The sequence below is a fragment of the Solirhodobacter olei genome, assembly GCF_004010155.1.
Classification (GTDB): domain Bacteria; phylum Pseudomonadota; class Alphaproteobacteria; order Rhodobacterales; family Rhodobacteraceae; genus Solirhodobacter; species Solirhodobacter olei.
Map to the genome: position 1 here is coordinate 51,878 of NZ_RRYH01000015.1, position 18,695 is coordinate 70,572.

At 67.2% G+C, this 18,695-nt stretch carries 20 protein-coding genes and 1 riboswitch; of the genes, 15 read left to right on the forward strand and 5 right to left on the reverse strand.

What is annotated here, in order from left to right; genetic code table 11:
• Positions 1–2 precede the first annotated feature (2 nt).
• From EIP85_RS12065 to EIP85_RS12100, 8 genes are all read left to right on the forward strand, one after another.
• The gene (locus tag EIP85_RS12065) at positions 3–851 is read left to right on the forward strand and encodes an ABC transporter permease (RefSeq protein ID WP_127902437.1); all 849 of its coding nucleotides are present in this window, start codon (positions 3–5) and stop codon (positions 849–851) included.
• Positions 848–1,696 (forward strand): ABC transporter permease, encoded by an 849-nt coding sequence (locus tag EIP85_RS12070; protein WP_127902438.1) that lies wholly within the window; start codon positions 848–850, stop codon positions 1,694–1,696. Before EIP85_RS12065 ends, EIP85_RS12070 begins: the two co-directional genes overlap by 4 nt.
• 114 nt (positions 1,697–1,810) lie before the next feature.
• Positions 1,811–2,872 (forward strand): GlxA family transcriptional regulator, encoded by a 1,062-nt coding sequence (locus tag EIP85_RS12075; RefSeq protein ID WP_127902439.1) that lies wholly within the window; start codon positions 1,811–1,813, stop codon positions 2,870–2,872.
• Between the two features lie 900 nt (positions 2,873–3,772).
• Positions 3,773–4,276: an Lrp/AsnC family transcriptional regulator gene (locus EIP85_RS12080; protein ID WP_127902440.1), complete on the forward strand. Its 504-nt coding sequence runs from the start codon at positions 3,773–3,775 to the stop codon at positions 4,274–4,276.
• A gap of 140 nt (positions 4,277–4,416) precedes the next feature.
• Positions 4,417–5,556, forward strand: coding sequence for a glycine cleavage T C-terminal barrel domain-containing protein (locus tag EIP85_RS12085; RefSeq protein ID WP_127902441.1), 1,140 nt, complete (start codon positions 4,417–4,419; stop codon positions 5,554–5,556).
• Positions 5,557–5,559: 3 nt separating this feature from the next.
• On the forward strand, positions 5,560–6,009 hold the full coding sequence (locus EIP85_RS12090; RefSeq protein WP_127902442.1) for an OsmC family protein: 450 nt from the start codon (positions 5,560–5,562) through the stop codon (positions 6,007–6,009).
• Positions 6,010–6,015: 6 nt separating this feature from the next.
• Entirely contained in the window at positions 6,016–6,810 is a 795-nt protein-coding gene (locus EIP85_RS12095) for an enoyl-CoA hydratase (RefSeq protein ID WP_127902443.1), read from the forward strand.
• Complete coding sequence (locus EIP85_RS12100) at positions 6,810–8,480, forward strand: acyl-CoA synthetase (RefSeq protein ID WP_127902444.1); 1,671 nt, start codon at positions 6,810–6,812, stop codon at positions 8,478–8,480. The genes EIP85_RS12095 and EIP85_RS12100 overlap by 1 nt, the downstream gene beginning before the upstream one ends.
• Before the next feature lie 3 nt (positions 8,481–8,483).
• Here EIP85_RS12100 and EIP85_RS12105 read toward each other — a convergent pair whose 3' ends face one another.
• Positions 8,484–9,515, reverse strand: coding sequence for an NADP-dependent oxidoreductase (locus EIP85_RS12105; RefSeq protein WP_127902565.1), 1,032 nt, complete (start codon positions 9,513–9,515; stop codon positions 8,484–8,486).
• 445 nt (positions 9,516–9,960) lie between these two features.
• Between EIP85_RS12105 and EIP85_RS12110 the strand changes: the two genes are divergently transcribed.
• The 4 genes from EIP85_RS12110 to EIP85_RS12125 are packed head-to-tail and all read left to right on the forward strand — an operon-like array spanning position 9,961 to position 12,440.
• On the forward strand, positions 9,961–10,197 hold the full coding sequence (locus EIP85_RS12110; protein ID WP_127902445.1) for a hypothetical protein: 237 nt from the start codon (positions 9,961–9,963) through the stop codon (positions 10,195–10,197).
• Entirely contained in the window at positions 10,194–11,162 is a 969-nt protein-coding gene (locus EIP85_RS12115) for a glycosyltransferase family 2 protein (protein ID WP_127902446.1), read from the forward strand. Before EIP85_RS12110 ends, EIP85_RS12115 begins: the two co-directional genes overlap by 4 nt.
• Entirely contained in the window at positions 11,159–12,040 is an 882-nt protein-coding gene (locus tag EIP85_RS12120; protein WP_127902447.1) for a ChbG/HpnK family deacetylase, read from the forward strand. Before EIP85_RS12115 ends, EIP85_RS12120 begins: the two co-directional genes overlap by 4 nt.
• Positions 12,030–12,440: a GtrA family protein gene (locus EIP85_RS12125; protein ID WP_164871716.1), complete on the forward strand. Its 411-nt coding sequence runs from the start codon at positions 12,030–12,032 to the stop codon at positions 12,438–12,440. The genes EIP85_RS12120 and EIP85_RS12125 overlap by 11 nt, the downstream gene beginning before the upstream one ends.
• A gap of 190 nt (positions 12,441–12,630) precedes the next feature.
• Here the strand turns inward: EIP85_RS12125 and EIP85_RS12130 are convergent, their stop codons facing one another.
• The 4 genes from EIP85_RS12130 to cobU all read right to left on the reverse strand — a co-directional run bounded on the left by EIP85_RS12130 (position 12,631) and on the right by cobU (position 16,292).
• Positions 12,631–13,692, reverse strand: coding sequence for a HoxN/HupN/NixA family nickel/cobalt transporter (locus EIP85_RS12130; protein ID WP_127902449.1), 1,062 nt, complete (start codon positions 13,690–13,692; stop codon positions 12,631–12,633).
• Between the two features lie 95 nt (positions 13,693–13,787).
• Positions 13,788–13,978: riboswitch (cobalamin riboswitch) on the reverse strand.
• A 36-nt stretch (positions 13,979–14,014) separates the two neighbouring features.
• Complete coding sequence (gene cobS, locus EIP85_RS12135; protein WP_127902450.1) at positions 14,015–14,770, reverse strand: adenosylcobinamide-GDP ribazoletransferase; 756 nt, start codon at positions 14,768–14,770, stop codon at positions 14,015–14,017.
• Positions 14,767–15,792 carry a nicotinate-nucleotide--dimethylbenzimidazole phosphoribosyltransferase gene (gene cobT, locus EIP85_RS12140; RefSeq protein WP_206615524.1) on the reverse strand — a complete coding sequence of 342 codons (1,026 nt, stop codon included), beginning with the start codon at positions 15,790–15,792 and terminating at the stop codon, positions 14,767–14,769. Before cobT ends, cobS begins: the two co-directional genes overlap by 4 nt.
• The gene (gene cobU / locus EIP85_RS12145; RefSeq protein ID WP_127902452.1) at positions 15,792–16,292 is read right to left on the reverse strand and encodes a bifunctional adenosylcobinamide kinase/adenosylcobinamide-phosphate guanylyltransferase; all 501 of its coding nucleotides are present in this window, start codon (positions 16,290–16,292) and stop codon (positions 15,792–15,794) included. Before cobU ends, cobT begins: the two co-directional genes overlap by 1 nt.
• A 66-nt stretch (positions 16,293–16,358) precedes the next feature.
• Here cobU and EIP85_RS12150 point away from each other — a divergent pair, with 66 nt between their 5' ends.
• Genes EIP85_RS12150 through cbiB form a run of 3 tightly spaced genes read left to right on the forward strand, consistent with a single transcriptional unit; the run spans position 16,359 to position 18,690 of the window.
• A complete protein-coding gene (locus EIP85_RS12150) occupies positions 16,359–16,946 on the forward strand; it encodes a histidine phosphatase family protein (protein ID WP_127902453.1) in 588 nt (195 codons plus the stop codon).
• Positions 16,943–17,752, forward strand: coding sequence for a propanediol utilization protein (locus EIP85_RS12155; protein ID WP_206615526.1), 810 nt, complete (start codon positions 16,943–16,945; stop codon positions 17,750–17,752). The genes EIP85_RS12150 and EIP85_RS12155 overlap by 4 nt, the downstream gene beginning before the upstream one ends.
• On the forward strand, positions 17,749–18,690 hold the full coding sequence (gene cbiB / locus EIP85_RS12160; RefSeq protein WP_127902454.1) for an adenosylcobinamide-phosphate synthase CbiB: 942 nt from the start codon (positions 17,749–17,751) through the stop codon (positions 18,688–18,690). The genes EIP85_RS12155 and cbiB overlap by 4 nt, the downstream gene beginning before the upstream one ends.
• The last annotated feature ends 5 nt before the right edge of the window (positions 18,691–18,695 follow it).

Here is an 18,695-nt window from a genome sequence, read left to right on the forward strand (position 1 = left end):
CCATGGACAGCTCCATCGTCGTCACCACCTTCGACACCTGGACCGATGCCGCGCTCGGCTGGATCGGCGACCATGGCGGGGCACTCTTCGACGCTATCAGCGCCGTGCTCGAGGGCTTCTACGGAGCGCTGCTCTGGCTGCTCGACCAGCCGCCTGACTATGCCGTGGCGCTCCTCGTCGCGCTCCTCGGCTGGCGGCTGATCGGCGCTCGCTTCGCCCTGCTTGCCGGCCTGGCCCTCCTTTTCTGCGCTGTCATGGGCCTGTGGTCAGAGACGATCAGCACACTGGCGCTGGTGATCTCGGCCACGATCCTCGCACTTCTGGTGGCCCTGCCAACGGGGGTCGTGGCGGGCTACCTTCCGAGGCTGGACGCCGCGATCGGCCCGGCGCTCGACCTCGTCCAGACCCTGCCGCCCTACATCTACCTTCTCCCGGCCATCGCGCTCCTGGGCTATGGCCCGGCCACCGCCTTGGCCGCCACGGTGATTGTGGCGATGCCGCCTGCGATCCGGCTGACCGCGCTCGGCATCCGCATGACCCCGCCGGAATACATCGAGCTTGGCCAAGCCTCCGGCATCACTCCGATGCAGATGTTCTTCAAGATCCGGCTACCCTTCGCCGTGCCGAGCATCATGGCTGGCATCAACCAAAGCCTGATGATGGCCTTCGGCATGGTGGTGATCGCTGGCATCGTCGGCTCCGGCGGGCTGGGAGCGACCATTTACGATGCGATCCGCAAGCTCGACATCGCAAAGTCGATCGACGCGGCGATCGCCATCGTCGTTCTTACCATGGTGCTCGACCGGCTGACCCAGAGCGCCTCGCAAGTCCGGCAGGAGGGCAATCCATGACTCTGGCCTCGCTGCATTTCTCCCCCGGCGCCCTGCTCGCCCCGCTGGTCGACTGGCTCAACGCCAACGCCCACCCGCTCTTCGCCGCCATCAGCGCGGTCTGCGAAGCGGTCCTCAACGCGATCGAGGCGGTGCTGCTCTGGCCGCCGGCGCTGCTGCTCATCGCGCTGGTTGCCGGGGCCACCTTCCTTGCCATGGGTCTGCGCCTGGCGATCCTCGTCGCGCTGTCGCTCGGCTTCTGCCTCATCATGGGGCTCTGGAAGGAGTCGATCGAAACCATCGCACTGGTCACCGTCGCAGTTTCTCTGGCGGTCTCCATCGCCTTCCCGCTCGGCGTTGTCGCCTCCCGCCGCAAATCCGTCGAGGTGGTGCTGCGCCCGATCCTCGACATCATGCAGACCGTGCCGCCCTGGGTCTATCTGATCCCAGTCGTGATGATCTTCAGTCTCGGCCGGGTGCCGGCTCTAATCGCCACCGTCGTCTACGGCATCCCGCCGATGCTGCGGCTGACCACCCTGGCCTTCAAGCAGGTGCCCAGAGATCTTCTGGAGCTCGGCCAGGCCATCGGCGCCCCGCCGCGCGACATTCTGCTGAAGATCGAGCTGCCGGCCGCGCGGCCAACCCTCCTCGTCGGCCTGAACCAGTGCATTCTTCTGTCGCTCGCGATGGTCGTGCTCGCCGGCCTCGTCGGTTCCGGCGGCCTCGGCGGCGAGGTCACCCGTGGCCTGTCGCGAATGGAGATGGGCCTCGGCCTCCGCGCAGGCCTCGCCATCGTCGCGGTGGCGGTGCTGCTCGACAGGCTCACCCGCGGCACACTCCAGCGCAAAAGGCGCGGGGCCCGCTGAGCAGGGCCCGGACCGCCGGACGAAACCGGTGGCGGCTGGGTCCTGACGTTGACATGGAAAGGGGATCGGCAACCTGTGGCCGACGGGTCGAGGGCGGAGGACACGACGCAGAAGATGAGCAATGAAGCCGACCGGAAATTCGTGGCGCCTGGCGTGGCGCATGTCGTCGTGCGGGACGTCGGCGCGCCCGTGACCGTGACCTTCGCGTTGATGCCGCGGTTCACTCTGCTGGCGTTCACCTCGGCCATCGAGCCACTTCGCGTAGCGAACCAGCTGGCCGGCAAGGAGCTATTCCGCTGGGCCGTGGTGTCGTCCGACGGCGCACCCGTCACCAGTTCATGCGGTCTCCCGGTCGTGCCCGACGGCGGCTTGACCCGGGATATCGACACCGACCATCTCCTGGTCTGCGGCGGCGTCGAGCCCGAGAGCGGCCTCTGGCCCGGCCTCGCCGACAGCGTGCGGACCCAGTGGCGGCGCGGCCGTGTCGTCGGCGGGCTCTGCACCGGCGCCTACGCCCTGGCCCGTGCCGGAATCCTCAAGGGGCGACGCTTTACCCTCCATTGGGAAAACATCGCGGGGTTCCGGGAGGTCTTCCCTGACCTCGACCCGATCCGACGTGTCTTCTGCGTCGAAGACCGCATCCAGACCTGCGCCGGGGGCGTCGCCTCGGCCGATCTCATGCTGACCCTGATCGAGGCGCAGTATGGCGCACAGCTCGGCCAGGAAGTCATGAACATGTGCCTGATGAATCGGCGGCGCTTCGGCGGGGAAGACCAGATGATCTCGCTGGCCGCGCGTCTCGGAACCCGTAGCGAACGGGTCGTGAAAGCGGTCGCCTACATGGAAAAGCACATCGAGGACGGGATCGACATGGAGGAATGCGCAGCGCGCGCCGGCATCACCCGCCGGCAGCTCGAACGCCTCTTCGCTGATCATCTCGGCACGTCGCCGCGGCAATACTTGAACGATCTTCGGCTCCAGCACGGCCGCGCGCTCCTGACCGAGACCAACATGACGGTGCTCGATGTGGCCATCGCCTGCGGCTACGTTTCCAGCTCCCATTTCGCCAAGAGCTTCCGCAGGAAGTTCGGCGTGACCCCCTACCAATTCTCTCACTTTGGTTCTGGGCGGGCGGTGCCGAGAACGAACTCAGTCGAAGGGGGATATGGCAGGTAGATCGCAATCGCGGTGCAGGTCTATATCGCGTCCGTCAGCTGCAGCTCCGGAGCGCTGAAACAGATGAGGTATTCGGGCACCGATTTTCCTTCAAGTCCGTCTGCCGGCGCTCTGAAGGTGACGTTTGTGCAAAACGCGGCGAATTTTCGCTCTTGGCCCTCTCCTGCTAATCGGCCGGACTCGACGCAGAGAGTTGCGCGAACGGCGGCTATCCCGGTCTGCTCCAGGCGCTCCGCCGCAGCTGCAAACGACAGCTCCCCGCCCTTCTCGGACCTGGTTGCAGACCGCAGAGAGCTATGACGTCCGACTATGCTACCTGAGCATTCTATGCTCTCCGGGTGGGCTGACGATTCCGCAAACCTGCCCTTAATTTATTGGCCCAGTCGCGCGCAGTCTCCCCACAGAAACGGTCTCGAAAACCGTTGTGGGTTTGCGCCCACCCAGGGTTCGAATCCCTGTCTCTCCGCCAATCGCTTCCTAAGAAATACAGTGAATTTAGAGCGTTTGGGCTGCACCTGCCGGTAGGTCCGCCAGGCTCTGATTGCTTGGGTTTTGCCCCTCCGTCGCTCCAGACTTATAGCGCACTGGCACGGATTTGCGCGTGCGAAGTCGTCATCGTCCGAGCCAACCGTCTTTGCGCCCAATGGAAGATGCGGACACCAGCGCGCCCGGCGAACCTCGTTGGGCCGAAAATTGTCCGAAGCGAAAAGCGTTCCTTTGGCCCTGCGTATCCGACATGGACCGCCAGGCTTACCACGATCCTGCAGCTTGCCGTTCCTGACAGTGACCGGGTCGCAAAAACACAATGGAACTTGCTCCGGATAACTTAGAAACGCTTCTGCCTTGGTTGGCGAAAGCCGAACCCGCATTCCGTTCTCGGACGGTGAAAGTGACGACACGGTGAAGAAACTTGCCCTCGACGCCACCGATATCCGCATCCTGAGTGCGGTTCAAAGCCACGGGCAGCTGAGCAAGTCGCGGCTGTCCGAGATCGTGAACATCTCGGCCACGCCGTGCTGGGCGCGGCTCGACCGTTTGAAGGCGGCGGGTTACATCAGGGGCTACCATGCGGATATCGTTCTCGAGCGGGTCTGTGACTTCACGCAGGTCATGGTCACGGTCTCCCTGACACATCACCGCAAGGCCGACTTCGAACGGTTCGAGTCCTGGGTGTGCCGCAATGAGGAGATCACCGATTGCGTCGCGACCGGCGGGGGCATGGATTACGTGATGAAGATCGTCTGCCAGACGCTTGCCGCCTTCCAGACACTGATGCAGGACATGACGGATGCCGAACTCGGGGTCGACCGATACATGACTTACATCGCGACTCGTGTGGTCAAAGCGACCCGCCCGAACATCGCGAAATTGGCAGGACCGGTGCCGCGGGACCGAACGGTCTGAAACAGGCCGCGATTTCAGTCTGAACGGGCGAGAATAGGCCCGTTCTTTAGTCCACGGCACACCGGCTTCGCAGCGTAAACAAGCGCCATCTTCCACCGTGTCCCGTGTCATCGACCGGGGTTCAGCAAAGGCGCAAAACGATGAATGCAGACGCGTTCGGCTTCGGCACCCAGATCCGCAAATCCCCCTATTTCGACGCCACGGTCCGGTGGGGCGCGAAGGGGTTTTCCGTCTACAATCACATGTATATCCCGCGCGACTTCGGCGATCCTGAGCAGAACTTCTGGAACCTCGTGAACGATGCCATCCTGTGCGACGTGGCCGTCGAGCGGCAGGTCGAGATCACGGGCCCGGACGCGGCGCGCTTCGTCCAGATGCTGACCCCGCGCGACCTGTCCAAGATGAAGGTCGGCCAGTGCAAGTACATCCTGATCACCAATGCAGAGGGCGGCATCCTGAACGATCCGATCCTGCTGCGTCTGGCCGAAAACCACTTCTGGATCTCGCTCGCCGACAGCGACATCCTGCTCTGGGCGCAGGGCGTGGCGGTGCATTCCGGCCTCGACGTGCAGATCTGCGAACCCGACGTGTCGCCTTTGCAGCTTCAGGGACCGAAGTCGGGCCTGGTGATGCAGGCGCTCTTCGGCGAGGACATCCTCGACCTGAAATACTACTGGCTGCGCGAGCTGGAGCTCGACGGTATTCCGCTGATCGTCTCGCGGACCGGCTGGTCGAGCGAGCTGGGCTACGAGCTTTACCTGCGCGACGGATCGAAGGGCGACGCCTTGTGGGAAAGGATCATGGCGGCGGGCATGGAGTTCGGGCTGAAGCCGGGCCATACGTCGTCGATCCGCCGCATCGAAGGGGGCATGCTCTCCTACCACGCCGATGCCGACATCAAGACCAACCCTTACGAGCTGGGGCTTGACCGTCTGGTGAACCTCGACATGGAGGCGGACTTCATCGGCAAGGCTGCGCTGCGGCGCATTCGCGATCAGGGCGTGACACGGATGCAGGTGGGCCTGATCATCGAGGCCGATCCGCTGGCGGGGCCGAACACGATCTTCTGGCAGATCAACCGCGGTGGCGAAGCGATCGGCAAGGTGACCTCCGCGATCTACTCGCCCCGGCTGGACCGCAACATCGCGCTGGCGATGGTCGACGTGGATCATGCGCGGATCGGCACCCAGGTCGAGGTGGCGCTGCCGTCCGGCCCGACCGTCGCGACCGTGGTGGAGCGGCCCTTCTTCGACCCGAAGAAATCGCTGGCGGCGGCATAGCCCATGTCCGCGCTTGCGATCGACCTGCATTGGCAGCGCAACGGGCGTGAGTTCCAGCCCGGCCAGTATTCGGCCGCGCATCGCGTGTCTTATGGAACCCGTTTCGACATCGACGTGGACGCCGCCCCCGACTGGGGCGGCGATCCGACCAACACCAACCCCGAGCAGGCGCTGGCCTCGGCCCTGTCCAGTTGCCACATGATGACCTTCCTGGCGCTGGCGGCGAAGGCGGGCTGGCCCGTCGCGGGCTATTCCGATCACGCGGTCGCCCATCTGGGCAAGAACCCCCGCGGCCAGATGTCGGTGACGCGGATCGACCTGCACCCGGTCGTGCGTTTCGACCCCGGCTTCGCTGTCACCGACGAGGCGCTTGCCCAGATGCAGGACCGCGCGCATCGCTACTGCTTCATTGCCAACACGCTGGCCGACAGCGTGGAAATCAACATCCTCTGAGGCCCCATGACCGACATTCTTCTGCGCGATCTGGATGCCGATGGCATCCTGCGCCTGACCCTGAACGACGCGGGCAGGCGCAATGCCCTGTCCGAGGCGATGTTGGCCGCACTCGGCTCGGCCTTCGTCGAGGCGGGTGCAGACCCGGTGGTGCGGGTCGTCATCCTGGCCGCCAATGGACCGGCCTTCAGCGCCGGACACGACCTGAAGGAAATGACCGCCGGTCGCGCGGGCGAGGATCGGGGCAGAGCGTATTTCACCAAGGTGATGGGGCTCTGTTCCGGGGTCATGCAGGGGATCGTGAATTGCCCCAAACCGGTCATTGCCGAGGTCACCGGCGTCGCCACCGCTGCCGGCTGCCAGCTGGTCGCGAGCTGCGACCTCGCCTTCGCCGCCGAGACCGCCCGGTTCAGCACGCCGGGCGTGCATATCGGGCTGTTCTGTTCGACGCCGATGGTTGCGCTGTCGAGAAACGTGGCCAGCAAGCACGCGATGGAGATGCTGCTGACCGGCGACATGACCCCGGCCGCGCGCGCAGCGGAGATCGGGTTGGTCAATCGCTGCGTCCCGGTGGAGGATCTGCGCGGCGAGGTCATGACCGTGGCCCGCAAGATCGCGTCGAAATCCTCCCTGACGCTCGCGACCGGCAAGCGCGCCTTTTATGCACAACGCGAGATGCCGCTGGCGGAGGCATATGACTATGCGTCCCGGGTGATGGTCGATAACATGCTGGCACGCGACGCCGAGGAAGGTATCGGCGCCTTCATCGAAAAACGTACGCCCGAATGGCAGGATGCCTGATGGAAAATCCCTACGACACCGGCCTTGACCGCAACCCCGCGAACTACCAGCCGCTGACGCCCCTCGGCTTTCTTGAACGGGCCGCAACGGTCTTCCCCGATCATACGGCCATCGTCCACGGGCCCCTGCGGCGCAGCTATGCCGATTTCTACTGGCGCGCGCGCCAGCTCGCCTCGGCGCTGGCCGGGCGGGGGATCGCGCGCGGGGATACCGTTTCGGTGCTGCTCGCCAACACCCCGGCCATGCTGGAATGCCACTACGGCGTACCCATGAGCGGCGCGGTGCTGCACGCGATCAACACACGGCTCGACGCGGCGATCATTGCGTTTCAGCTGGACCATGCGATGTCGCGGCTGGTGATCGTCGATGCCGAGTTCCTGCCCCTGCTGCAAGAGGCACTGACGCTGTGCAAGGCGGGACCCACCATCATCGTCTATGACGACCCGGAATTCGACGGTCCCCGCACCCCGCATGAGGCGCTCGATTACGAGACCTTCCTCGCCGCCGGCGACCCGGAGTTCCCATGGCCGGTGCCACAGGACGAGTGGGACGCCATCGCGATCAGCTACACCTCGGGCACCACGGGCGATCCCAAGGGCGTCGTGACCCATCACCGGGGCGCCTATCTGCTTGCACAGGGCAATGCCGTGACGGCGTCGATGGCGAAGCACGCGGTCTACCTTTGGACACTGCCGATGTTCCATTGCAACGGCTGGTGCTTCCCCTGGACCCTGTCCGCGATCATCGGCACCCATGTCTGCCTGCGACAGGTCCGGGCCGAGCCGATCTGGGCCGCGCTCGCAGAAGAAGGCGTCACGCATCTGTGCGGCGCGCCGATCGTGATGTCGCTGCTGATTTCGGCCCCCGATACGGTAAGGCGTGAGCTGTCCCAGCCCGTCCAGTTCTTTACCGCGGCCGCACCTCCGCCGGAAAAGCTGCTTGCGGAGATGAGGGAGGCCGGGTTCGACGTGACCCATCTTTACGGGCTGACGGAAACCTACGGGCCTGCCGTGGTGAACGACTGGCATGCCGAGTGGTCCGCCCTGCCTCCATCCGACCAGGCGCGGCTGAAATCCCGGCAGGGGGTGCGCTACCTGCCGCTTGAGGGCCTGGACGTTCTCGACCCTGAAACCATGCAACCCGTGCCCCGCGACGGCGAAACCAGGGGCGAAGTGATGTTTCGCGGCAACGTCGTGATGAAGGGCTATTTCCGAAACCCGCAGGCCACGGAAGAGGCCTTCCGGGGCGGCTGGTTCCACTCTGGCGACCTGGGTGTGATCCATCCCGACGGTTACATCCAGCTGAAGGACCGTTCCAAGGACGTGATCATCTCGGGCGGGGAGAACATATCCTCCATGGAGATCGAGGAAGTGCTCTATCGACACGAGGCTGTGGCGGTCGTGGCCGTCGTCGCCATGCCGCATGAAAAATGGGGCGAGACACCATGCGCCTTCGTGGAACTGGCGGAAGGCCGGCACGCCAGCCCCGAAATCCTGAGGACCTGGTGCCGCGATCATCTGGCGCACTACAAGGTGCCGGGACGGTTCGTTCTTGGCCCCATTCCACGCACATCGACCGGCAAGATCCAGAAGTTTGTGCTGCGCGATAAGGCCCGCGCTCTGGAGGACGCCCGGCAGGCATCAGATGCGGGTCCGGTTTGCGCGGATTAGATTTCACCCCGCCAGGCGAATGACCCGTTTGCCGAACGCCTCCCCCCGAAGCAGCCCGATGAAGGCAGACGGCGCCTGTTCGAGTCCGTCGATCACCTCCTCACGGTAGTGGATCCGGCCCTGCCTGACCCAGGCACCCACGGTGCTGGCGAATTCCGGATAAAGATGGCCGAAGTCATTGAAGACGATAAACCCTCGGACCGTCATGCGCTTGCGGAGTATCTGCCCCATCAGGAAGTTCAGCCGGTCCGGCCCATCGGGCAGCGAGGTCGCGTTGTATTGCGATATCAGGCCGCAGACGGGGATACGTGCCAGTGGGTTCAGGCAGGGCAGCACCGCGTCGAGCACCGCGCCACCGACATTCTCGAAATAGATATCGATGCCGTCCGGAACGGCGGCCTTGAGCGCCTCGGGAAAGCCGTCCGCCTTGTAATCGACGCAGGCATCGAACCCCAGGGTTTCGACGACGTGGGTGCATTTCTTCGGGCCGCCCGCGATCCCGACAACATGACAGCCGAGGATCTTGCCGATCTGTCCGACCGTCGCACCGACCGGGCCGCTGGCCGCCGCGACGACGAGCGTCTCGCCGGCTTCAGGCTGGCCAATCTGCGTAAGACCCGCCCATGCCGTCAGCCCGGGCATTCCGAGCACCCCGAGCGCCCAGGATGGGTGCTCCGGCGCCTTGCCCATATTGATCACGCCGCTACCGTCAGACAGCGCATAGTCCTGCCAGCCGCCAAAGGCTACGACCCAGTCGCCCTCCGCAAAGCCCGTCACGTCCGAGCGGAGGACCTGCGAAACGGTCCCGCCAACCATGACGCCGCCGATCTCCACCGGCGCGGCATAGGACGGCGCATCGCTCATCCGGCCGCGCATGTAAGGGTCCAGCGACAAATATTCGTTCCGCAAGAGCATTTGCCCCCTGCCCGGCCTCGGCAGATCCTCCGTCACCAATCGCAAGGTGTTCCTGTCCGGTTCGCCGCGAGGCCGCTCAGCCAGGATGAACTTGCGATTTTGGGTATCGGATTGCGGCATTGTGGGCTCCTTGCTGGCTTGGGCTTTCGAGTGTCGCAGGCGGTGCAAACCGTCTCCTTCAACCCCTCGACGGGAGGACAAGTGTCGCACTGCTTGCGGCCAGCGTCCAATGCCAACCAGGATGTCAGAGGTCAAAGGCGCTCGAGCAGGCGGGCCTTAGCCGCCATTGCGCTGCTTCCTTATCCGCCTGGCCCTGCCCCTGACGCTGCGCAGCATCGTCGGCGAGAGTGGCGATGTCGCGCGATCTTGGAAGGCTGTTATCAATAAGCTCGCCTGACCGCCCCCGGCAAGCTGCCCGTACTGGACATGGATGGGCCGGCGCCTGTAGTTGAGACGCATTGACCCTAGACGATGCGTCGGGCAATTTCGAAGACGCTGCGCAGGATGCCGGCCGCGCCTGGATGCTCGGGCGCGCTCTGTTTATGCCTTTGGATTCAAACAAATCATGAATTACGCCGCCGTTTCGGATCTTAATTCGGTTGGCTTCCCTATTCCGAAGTGGCCGCGCTACCGGCAAGGCATGCTGATTGTCCTGGGCGATGGCCCGGCCCCGACCGCCCGGCACAAGGGGATCGAAGACCAGACGGTTCTTAAGGAGAAATTCGCCCGGCAGGCGGCCCGGTCACCAATCACGGCGGGCTCCGTCATCGTCCGGCAGCATGTCCTGGGGGCCCCGAAATGACGACCCTTTCCGTGGTTATCCCTGCCTTCAACGAGGAGGCCAACGTCGCCGCAGTCACCGCGCGCACCCGGGCCGTGCTCGAAGAGCTCGGCGTAGACTGGTCGATCGTTTTCGTCGACGACGGCTCGCGAGACCGGACCGTCGAACGCATCCGGGCCGAGAACGCCGCCGACCCGCGTGTCCAGGGCCTGATCCTGTCGCGCAACTTCGGCAAGGAGATCGCGATCGCCGCTGGCCTGCGCGCCGCCAAGGGTGATGCCGTGGTCGTCATGGACGCGGACCTGCAGCATCCGCCTGAAACAATTCGCACCTTCCACGAGGCCTGGACCGGCGGCGCGGAAGTAGTGTTGGGGCGGCGGCGGGTCGAGGACGCCCTCGGATCGCGCCGGCGGCAGTTTGCCTCGCGGCTGTTCTATCCGGTATTTCGTGCACTTGCAGGCATGTCGCTTGAGCCCGGCACCGTCGATTTCGTACTGCTCGACCGCAAGGCCGTCGACGCGCTCAACCGCTTCGACGAGCGCGCGCGCTTCACCAAGGGGCTGTTTCACTGGATCGGATTCCAAACCGCAACGATCGCCTTTGACTGCGAGGTCCGGCACGGCGGCAACTCCTCGTTCAATTTCCGCCGGCTGTCTCGCTTTGCGCTCGACGGGATTATCTCGTTCTCCTCCTTTCCGCTGCGCGTCTGGTCCGGCATCGGTGCGGCGATCTCCCTCGGCTCAATCCTCTACGCGCTCTATTTCTTTGTCCGCACCCTTATCCTGGGCGCCGACGTCCCCGGCTTCCCGTCGCTGATCGTCGCCATCACGTTCCTTTCCGGCATCCAGCTGCTGTCGCTCGGGGTATTCGGGGAATACCTGTCCAGGATCTACGAGGAGGTGAAGGCCCGCCCGCTCTACCTCGTCCGCGAGGAGATCGGCACGGGGCCGCTCAAGATAGCCCCTCCGGGTGGCGCGGCCGCATGAGGGCGCCGCCAAGTAGGTTCCTGCTCATCGCTGACGACTTCGGGCTGACGCCCGACGTCTCCGCCGGCATCGCGGAACTGGCGCGTGCCGGCCGTCTTTCTGGCACATCCGCGCTGGTCACGATCGCGGGCTGGTCTGAGGGCGGCCCGGATGTTCACGCGGTCCGCGACGCGATCTCCTTGGGCCTCCATATCAACCTGACGCTCGGCACGCCCCTGGGAGTCATGCCGGACCACGCGCCCGGCGGCCGGCTTCCGCCCGTCTCCCATTGGATAGCGCGGGCCTTTACCGGACGGATCATCGAAGCCGAGGTCGAGGCCGAGATCGACCGTCAGTTCGAAGCCTTCGAAGAGGCAGTCGGCGCGCCGCCGGACCACGTCGACGGTCATCACCACATCCATGCGCTGCCTGGCATCCGCAGTGCGCTGGTCCGCACCCTTCGCCGCCGCTTCCCGAATGGCCGGCTCCCTCTGGTCCGGCTGCCCGGCGATCGCGCCAGCCGCATACTGGCGCGCCGGGCCTCGGTGCCGAAGGCGCTCCTCGTCGCCACCCTGTCGGTCCGCGCGCGCGCGGCGTTGCGTGCTGTCGCGGCGCCGACGAATGACGGCTTTTCCGGCTTTTCAGGCTTCCGCCTGGGCCATCCCTTCGCCGATGAACTTGCCCGCTTCGCCAGCGTGCCCGGCCCGGCACACCTCGTCATGTGCCACCCAGGCCATATCGATGCCGACGCGCCCACGGGCGATCCCGTGGAGCACCGCCGGGCAGAGGAGCTTGCCGCACTCGAAGCGGAGCCGTCGCTGCCCGAGCGCCTCCTCCACCCTGCTCGTCACCGCGATGCCTCGGGGACCATCGACTGGGAGGCAGTATTTGCAGACTGACCGCCGCCAGAGCCGTCTCCACCATATCGCAGCCTTTGCCGGCAGCGGCTTGCTGTCCCTTGCGATCGACGCCGCGGTACTCACGTTACTGACCCGCTGGGCCCATATTTCCCCGTTTCTTGCCCGCGTGCCCTCAGTCGGGCTGGCCATGGTGGCGGGCTGGCTTTCCAACCGCCGCTTCACCTTCGGGCTCTCGACACCGCCGCGCTTCGCCGAGTTTCTGCGCTACGCGGCCGCTAGCGGTCTTGCCGTCAGTGTGAACTACGCGGTGTTCTCAGCGCTCTTGCTCATGACGGCAATCGGTCCGTTGAGCGCCCTCGTCATAGCCTCGGGTATTGCCGCCGGCGTCTCTTATGCGGGCTATAGGTGCTTTACGTTCAAGCCGCCCCGCAGCCGGTAAGCGGCTCCCGGGCAAGGCGGCCGGTGTTTGCCGCCATGGATGCAGACCGGTCGCACGACCAGGGCTGACCAGGGGGCCGAGCGACGCGAAACGCCCGGCATGGTTGCCCTTTCGTGCTGGTACGCCCGAGACCCGATCGGCCGCCCCCGGTTTGCCCCGGGCGCGGCCCTGCCGGCGCCGGCGGCCGGCGTCAGCTATCCGCCCGGGTCACCTCGATCTCGTCGAGCCGCTGCAGGCGATAGATAACGTAGGACAATCCCCAGGCGACGATGAACAGCCCGATGATGGCGAAGCCGAGGTTGTTGAAATTGCCGTTCAGCGACCCGACCGCCGTCCAGAACCCGCCCTGCAGGTCCAGCTGGCTGCCGATCAGACCGAGCGCCTCGATTCCCCCGATCAGCACCGCGACGAGTATGGAGACCAGCGTAATCGTCATGTTGTAGTAGAGCTTGCGCATCGGTTTCACGAAGGCCCAGTCGTAGGCGCCGAGCATCATCACCCCGTCCGTCGTATCGACCAGGGACATGCCGGCGGCGAAAAGCACGGGGAAGACCAGGATGGCCTCCACCGACAGGCCCTTGGCCGCCTGCGAGGCGGAGACGCCGAAGACCGCGACCTCGGTTGCCGTGTCGAAACCCAGGCCGAAGAGGAAGCCGAGCGGGAACATGTGCCAGCTTTTCGTCACCAGCCGGAACATCGGCCGGAACAGGCGGGCAAGAAAACCGCGGTTGTTGAGGAGCAGATCGAAGTCCTCCTCGACATAATCGCCGCCCGCGCGGATCCGGCGGAAGCTGCGGTAGATCGACAGGAAGATCATGACGTTCATTGCCGCGATCGCCAGCAGGAAGAACGAGGAAACGACCGTGCTGATGACGCCTGTCACGCTGCTCATGGCCTCGAAGCTGCCAAGCAGGGTCGCCGCGACGGCGACGGCACAGGCGGTGACGACGACGACCGTGGAATGGCCGAGCGCGAAGAAGAAGCCGACAGTGACAGGCCGTTGCCCCATCTGCATGAGCTTGCGCGTCACGTTGTCGATCGCGGCGATATGGTCGGCATCGACCGCGTGCCGCAGGCCCAGCCCGTAGGTGACGAGTGCCACGCCAAGGAGACCGGGATTGCCGTTGAAGGCGAGGAAGGCCCAGGCCCAGGCCCCGATGTTCATGACCGCGAGCAATGTGTAGATCGAGATGAGGCGCGGGCGCAGCGCGCTATCGGTTTCCCGAAAGAGCCTCGAGATGGGGGTTGGCATGAGACTCTCCTGCCGTTGACGTCCAGTGTCACAGCAAGGCCCGCCGAACCGATCTTGCGGTCCAGACCCACCGAGACACCCCGCCCGATGTTCCTGCTCTGACGTCCGTGATGGCAGGTCTCCTGGCTCGTGGCACTCGCCCCCGCCGCCTTCCCAGCCCGCCGGGCCAGTGGCTTCTGGAGAGGGCCCGCCACTTACAGTTGCGGGGGCAGCCGCGGCATCGGACCCGAGTCCTCACCGCGTTCCCTTTTCATCCCCGAGGGGAACCATCCCAACCTGCATAGAAGCCGGCGCGGTCAGCCGTCAACGCGAAATCCGACCCTCAGGCGGCGGCGAGCGCCAGAAGCGCCGCAAGCTCGGCGGCGATCTGCGCGGCTCCGAGGACGTCTCCGGTGAAACCGCCGATCTGGCGGCGGGCCAGAAGGCCGGTCAGGGCGGTGGCGGCCGCGGCGGCGAAGACCGGGCAGAAGAAGCCCGGCAGGAAGAGAAGTGCGAGGACCAAGCCGACCAGCACCGCGGCCCCAGCCTGCCCCGCTCCGATCTGCAGCGAAGCCGAGCGGCCGAGGCCGTCAGGCCGCGCCGCCGGCAGGAGCCGCATCAGGACCGGCAGCGGCGCCCGGCTGAGCGCGCCGAGGCCGAGGAGGAAGAAGAGCGGCGCATGGCCCGGCAGGACTTCGGCCAACAGCACCACGCGGAGGAGAAGCGCGAGGCAGAGTGCAATCACCCCGTAGCTGCCGACACGGCTGTCGCGCATGATCTCCAGCTTCCGGGCGCGGTCGCCGCCGCCGCCGAAGCCGTCGGCGAGATCGGCGAGCCCGTCTTCGTGCATGCCGCCGGTCGCGACAACGCCCGCCGCCACGGCGAGCACAACCGCCGGAAGGGGCTGGAGGCCGAGGCCCTGCGCCAAGAGGTACACCAGCCCCGCGATCGCCCCCACCACGGCCCCGGCCAGCGGATAGGCCCAGGCAGCGGCGGAGAGCGTGGGCGCCGGGTCGAGCCGGCCCATCGGCAGGCGCGTCAGCAGCATCAGCGCCAGGCGCGCCTCGTCTGCCCGCGACTGGATCCAGGAGCCGTTCATCCGGCCGAGATCCCGGCCTCGGCGAAGGTCGCCATGCCGTCATGCGCGGCAAGGGCGGCCCGCAGCACGCCCAGCGCCACCGCCGCGCCTGACCCCTCGCCGAGGCGCATCCCGAGATCAAGGATGGCCTTCTTGCCGATGGCCGAAAGTAGCCTTCGGTGCCCCGGCTCGGCGCTGGCGTGGCCGACCATGCAGTGGTCGAGCGCGCCGATGCCGAGCGGCACAAGCACGGCTGCGGCGGCGGTGCAGATGAAGCCGTCGAGCATCACCGGGATCCGCGCTGCCCGCGCGGCGAGGACCGCCCCGCAGATCGCCGCCTGCTCGCGCCCGCCGAAAGCCGCGAGCGTGGCAAGCGGGTCGCCGAGGGCGGCGGCATGGCGCTCCATCCCCGCCTCGATGACCTGAGCCTTGATCGCGATCTTGTCGGCATCCGCGCCGGTGCCGGGGCCGACCCAGTCCCAGGCCGTGCCACCGAAGGAGGCGCGGGCCTGTGCGGCCGCCACGGTCGAGTTACCGATCCCCATCTCGCCGAGAAGGAGGACGTTCGCCCCGGTATCCACCGCCGCCGCGCCGCGGGCCATGGCGTCGAGCACCTCGGCCTCGGTCATCGCGGGACCTTCGGTAAAATCGCCGGTCGGGCGGTCGAGGTCGAGCGCCACGATCGAGAGATCCGCGCCGCTCACCCGGCAAAGCTGGTTGATCGCAGCGCCGCCGCGCGAGAAGTTCGTCACCATCTGGGCGGTCACTTCCTGCGGGAAGGGGTTCACGCCCTGCCGGCAGATGCCATGGTTGCCGGCGAAGACCACCGCCTGAGCACGGTCCAGCACCGGGCGCGCGCGGACCTGCCAGCCGGCCATGAAGATCGCCAGCTCCTCCAGCCGGCCAAGCGCGCCAGGGGGTTTCGTCAGGTTGTCCTGGCGCACCCGGGCGGCGGCGATGCTGGCCGGGTCGGCGGCGGGCAGATCCGCCAGCCGGGTGCGGAGATCGGCAAAGGAGGCGGCGGGGAAGAGCGGCGCTTGCATCATTTCACCTTCAGGGGCAGTCCGGAGACGACGAATTGCACCTCGTCGGCCGCAGCCGCGAGGGCCTGGTTCACCAGCCCCGCCGCATCGCGGAAGGCGCGCGCGAGCGCGTTTTCGGGGACGATGCCGAGGCCGACCTCGTTGGTGACGAAGATCACCGGGCTTTGCTGCGCCGGCAGCGCGGCCAGAAGGGCGTTCAGTTCCGCCCGCCAGTCGCGATCGGCCAGCACGAGGTTCGTCAGCCACAGCGTGATGCAATCGACGAGGCGGGGGCCGTCGCCGTCGGTCTCGGCAAGGGCCGCGACGAGGTCGAAAGTCGCCTCGCGCTCGCGCCATTCAGGGCCGCGGCGGGCGCGGTGGTGGGCAATGCGCTCGGCCATCTCGGCGTCGCGGATCTCGGCCGTCGCGATATAGCAGGGCCGCCCCGGAAGCGCGGCCACCCGCCCTTCCGCATAGCTGCTCTTGCCCGAGCGCGCTCCGCCGGTAATGAGTAGGATCACGCCGCCTCTCCTTTCCGGGCAGCAGAAAACACCATTTTGGCCGAAGGAAAAGGGAGAAAGCCGACTGTGCCGGGGACGGAGACGACCAGCCTGATTCTGATCCGCCATGCGCCCTCGGACGCGGGCGGGCGGCTTGCCGGGCGCAGCGACCCTGCTGCGCGGCTGCCCGGCACCGAGGCGTTGACGCGCGCGCGGGCGGCGCTGGCGACGCTCGTTGCGGCGGAGGCGCGGCTGGTGACGAGCCCCGCCCGGCGCTGCCGGGAGACCGCGGCAGCGCTTCTTCCCGGGCGGGAGGCGGCGCTGGACTCCCGGCTCTGGGAGCAGGATTTCGGCGCCTGGGAAGGGCTTTTGCCCGAGGAACTCCCCGATCTGGGCCCGCTCGGGCGGGCGGAGATCGCTGCGCACCGTGCGCCGGGGGGCGAGAGTTTCCTTGACCTCTGGACCCGGGTGACACCCGCGCTGGAGGGGCTGACGCAGGGCGGCACGGTCGTTGTCGTAGCCCATGCCGGGACGATCCGCGCGGCGCTCGGGCTCGCACTGGGGGAAGCCCCGGCGGGACTCGGCTTCGAGATCGCGCCGCTGTCGGCCACGCATCTGCGGGCGCTGCCGGGCGGTGTCTGGTCGATCGGCTTCACCAACCGGGCGCTGGCATGAACGGCATGGAGATCGCCGTCCCCGGCCATTTCGGAGAGTTCCTGCAGGGACGCATCGGCCCCGGTGGGCCGGTGGCGCTAGTCACACTGCCCTGCCCGGCGCTGCGCGCCCGGGCACTGCGCCTTCCCGGGCCCTTCGCACTGCACCAGCCGGGCGTGAGGGTGCTGAGCAGGGCCGGCGCGGCCGGACTGCTGCGAAGCCTCGGGGTCAGGCCCGAGGGGCGGTTCAGCCTGCGGCTCGACATGCCGGCGGGGGGCGGCGCTGGGGCGTCGACCGCGGCGCGGGTGGCTCTGGCGCGGGCGGCGGGTGTCACGGACCCGGAGGCCATCGCGCTGGCCTGCCTCGGCTCCGAGGGGGCGGTCGATCCATTGATGCTGGACGATCCCGGGCGGCTTCTCTGGGCCTCGCGCGCAGGCCGCGTGCTCGCCCGATTGCCCGCGCCGCCGCGAATGGAGATCGTCGGGGGCTTCTTCGGGCCGATGCGGCGGACCGATCCGGCGGACGCGGCATTCCCGGACATCGCCGACCTCTCCGACGCCTGGCCCGCCGCTTGCGGCGACCTCGCCGGGGTGGCCGCGCTTGCCTCCGAATCGGCGCGGCGCACGATCCGTCTGCGCGGCCCGGCGGATGATCCGACCGAAACACTGGCCGCCACGACGGGCGCGCTTGGGTTCGTCATCGCCCATACCGGGGCGGCGCGCGGGCTGATCTTCGCGCCGGGAACGGTGCCCGAAACGACGCCCGCCGCCCTTCGCGCCGCAGGCTTCCGCCATATCCTGCGCTTCCGGATCGGGGGCGGAAGATGAGCATGGCGGCGGCAATGGCGGTGGCGCTGGGAGTGGATTGGGGGCTCGGCTGGCCCGATCCGCTCTATCGTCGCATTGGCCATCCCGTGACCTGGATCGGTGCATTGATAGGGCGCCTGGACCGGGACTGGAACACGGCAGGCGCGCGGCCGGGGCGGGACCGGCTGTCGGGGCTCGCGGCGGCGCTTTTGGTCATTGCGGTGACCGTCGCCTTCGCCGCTGCAATCGCGGCGCTGCTGCCCGGCGATTGGGCAGGGCTGGTGCTGACGGGCGTTCTCGCCTGGCCGCTGGTCGCGGCCCGGTCGCTGGACGATCACGTGGCCCGCGTGGCCGAGCCGCTCGGCCGGGGCGACCTGCCCGGCGCGCGGCGCGCGGTGGCGATGATCGTGGGGCGGGACCCGGAGCGGCTCGACGCAGCGGGGGTTGCCCGAGCGGCGATCGAAAGCCTGGCGGAGAATGCCTCCGACGGGATCGTGGCGCCGCTCTTCTGGGGGGCGATCTTTGGCCTGCCCGGGATCGCGGGGTACAAGGCGATCAACACGCTCGATTCGATGATCGGGCACCGCACCCCCCGACACGAGGCCTTCGGCTGGGCCGCGGCGCGCATCGACGATGTGGCGAACCTGATCCCGGCACGGCTTTGCGGGCTGATCTTCGCCGCGGTCTCGGCCCGCCCCCGCGCCTCGTGCGCGACGATGTGGCGGGACGCGGGCCACCACCGCTCGCCCAACGCGGGCTGGCCGGAGGCGGCGATGGCGGGGGGGCTCGGCATTCGCCTCTCGGGCCCCCGGGTCTACGCGGACCGGCTTTCGGACGAGCCCTGGGTGAACGCCGGCGGCGGCGATCCGAATTCGGCTGGCATTTCGGCGGCACTTGCGCTTTACCGCCGGGCGCTGGCGGCTCTGGCGGCGCTCCTGCTGCTTGCGGCGGCTCTGTGAGGGGA